Source organism: Pseudomonadota bacterium (genome assembly GCA_039714795.1).
In the GTDB taxonomy this organism is placed as follows: domain Bacteria; phylum Pseudomonadota; class Alphaproteobacteria; order JAGOMX01; family JAGOMX01; genus JBDLIP01.
Map to the genome: position 1 here is coordinate 1 of JBDLIP010000169.1, position 2,759 is coordinate 2,759.

General features: G+C 43.9%; 2 protein-coding genes. Both read right to left on the bottom strand.

Annotated features, from left to right (window positions below; genetic code table 11):
• Positions 1–320 precede the first annotated feature (320 nt).
• Positions 321–1,799, bottom strand: a complete 1,479-nt coding sequence (locus ABFQ95_08355) for an AMP nucleosidase (GenBank protein ID MEN8237526.1) — start codon at positions 1,797–1,799, stop codon at positions 321–323.
• 19 nt (positions 1,800–1,818) lie between these two features.
• The gene (locus ABFQ95_08360) at positions 1,819–2,373 is read right to left on the bottom strand and encodes a hypothetical protein (GenBank protein MEN8237527.1); all 555 of its coding nucleotides are present in this window, start codon (positions 2,371–2,373) and stop codon (positions 1,819–1,821) included.
• Positions 2,374–2,759: the final 386 nt, after the last annotated feature.

Sequence of the window (2,759 nt, forward strand, 5' to 3'; positions counted from 1 at the left end):
GTTCAGTGAAACCAACACGGCCGTCATCTTGAACGCTGATTTTCCAAACGTGCGACTGTAAGTTGCGCGAATTGGAAAATCTTTGCGATCTATTGAGCGTCATCCCGGACTTGATCCGGGACAGGATCCAATTCTTTTTTTGTAGATCTTAAAAAATGGGATCCTGAATCGTAAGGTTTTGCCTCCTCAAGTCTGTCAGACTTGAGTTCCAAAACCAACGGTCAGGATGACGGCCCGTGGGCAGCACATTTTCACTGAACAACCCTGGCGCGGTATACTCAGGGAACTACCCTACAACAGCAATATCATAGTTCTTTTCTTCACCGAAATGGTGGTTCTTCAAAACCTCTCAGCTTTCTTGAGTGCAATAAATCAACTCCTAATTCACGAATTAAGCGAATAGCTTCAATGCCAATCTGTAGATGTTGACTCACGCGATCTTGATAGAATTTTGTGGCCATTTTTTGCAATTTAAGTTCACCATAAATTGGCTTGTCTGAAACACATAATAATGTTCCATAGGGCACACGAAACCGAAAACCATTGGCAGCAATCGTGGCTGATTCCATGTCCACCGCAATGGCGCGGGTTTGATTGAACAGCGGCAGTTGTTGTTTTGATAAAAGCTCCCAGTTTCGATTGTCAGTGGTGAGCACTGTGCCTGTACGCATGCGTTTCTTCATCTCACGACCACGCAGACCAGTTACGTGTGCTACGGCATCTTGCAGTGCGACTTGTAGTTCAGCGATCGCCGGCAGAGGAACATCCAAAGACAAATCTTCATCTAAAGCGTGATCTTTGCGAACATAGCCGTGTGCCAGCACGTAATCTCCCAAAGCTTGACTGCGCCTCAACCCAGCACAATGGCCGAGCATCAACCAACAGTGTGGTCTTAACACTGCTAAATGATCTGTAATGGTTTTGGCATTGCTGGGGCCAACTCCAATATTCACGAAGGTAATGCCCTGTCCATTAGGGCGTACCAGGTGATAGGCAGGTATCTGTGGTGAATACTGGAGGCGCTGGCCCTTTGTTTTGGTCTTTTTAAATTTTTGGTTATAGGTAATATAATTTCCTGGCTCAACGAAGGCGGTATATTCATGGCCCGTTTTAATTTCATGCATCGCATAATCGATGAATTCTTGGATATAACGATCATAGTTGGTCAACAAAATGAATGATTGAAAAAATTCTGGATAGGTACGCGTGTAGTGCATTAATCGGTGCAGTGAGTAATCTACGCGCTCGCCAGTAAAAAGCGCAAGTGGCAAAGCCGTGTTTCCTGTATGCACATGGTGATAGTTGGCTATATTGTCATTGACACGCGATAAATTGGGAAGCAGGCTATGAAACCTTGACTCAAGCGTTTCTTTGAGTTCAGGTGATATATGGTGCGGATCCACAGCAAAGGGAATAGGAATGGGTGAATCACTTTCACCGACCATCACCGGAACGTTATGATGCTTGATTAGCAGATCGATTTGCTCTTGATAATACTCGCGAAACAAACTAGGGCACGTCACTGTGGTTCCAAACGCTCCAGGGTCGGTTGCTACACCGTAGCTAAGGCGTGCATCAATATGCATATTTTCTGGACGTACGTTGAGGCCCACAAAAGGATAGTTACCGCCTTCAAAGATTAAACGACCTGAGTCAGGCTCAGCCTCATCCAGTAGATATGTTAGATCATGGCGAATTTGTGCAACATTTGCATGGTAAATATCCTCGATGCGCTTGACTGCTTCAGTTCCCGAGTGACACTCGAGCAGTTTGGAAACGTTTCCGAATTGGCTAAACATTTTCTCGACCGCTATTCAACTATTCAACGAGGAAAGCAGTTTGGTGTTGGGGAATTCGAGGATGTGTTTGCACCGGTACGATAAAAGCGTGTTCTCGTCTAACATTTAGTCGATCACATGCTCCATCAGTTACAAGAAGGATCGGGCTGTGTCGAGGAAAGTCATATGCCGATTCAAGCAAATCAATGCCCGGTTGCAGTGGAGGGTGTTTTAACCCTTTGATATTTGTGTGTTCCCGTAAGTGCTCTGGCAGCACGTAGCCTTCATCATAGGTTGTTTTGTCACAAAAAATAAGGCGAATTTGGGGGATATCATGCGCGATACTTTGCATCATCAGAACATCAAAAGCTTCTGCCAAAAGATCACGATCCATACTTGGCCATGTATCTAACACCAAACCAAAGGTTCGGCTTTGCAGATCCTCATAGCTATAACGAAAACTTGGACAGGGGATTTTTCCCATAGCTGCTTGACGTCTTCCGGGACGTGCATAAGTTCGATGCCGTTCAATGGGCAGAAAATGTGTGTCAAACCAATGTGCTAGTTGTACATCCCATCTAGTTGGTATAGCCATAGCTTCCCTTTTTGATATTTTGGCTTGGTTTATTGTACTACAGTTTTATGCTAGATGCCAGAGGTCAGAATTCACAGGGCTGTTCAGTGAAAATGTGTTATCTACGGGCCGTCATCCTGACCGTTGGTTTTGGAACTCAAGTCTGGCAATCTCGTGGGGTATACATATCTCCAAATCTACCTAGATATTTATCGGTCTCTCAGGCTATATACATTAAGGATTTTTAGAAATTTCAGTTATATCTAGATATCTAAAAATCTATCTGAATCTTTTTTTGTTGCTTTCGTAATGCTCTCGATTTATGATTTGCTGAGTTTTAGAAAATTTGCAACGTAACCTAACTTGAGGAGCAAAATACCCATGAACAACGATAAAAAACTTACCAA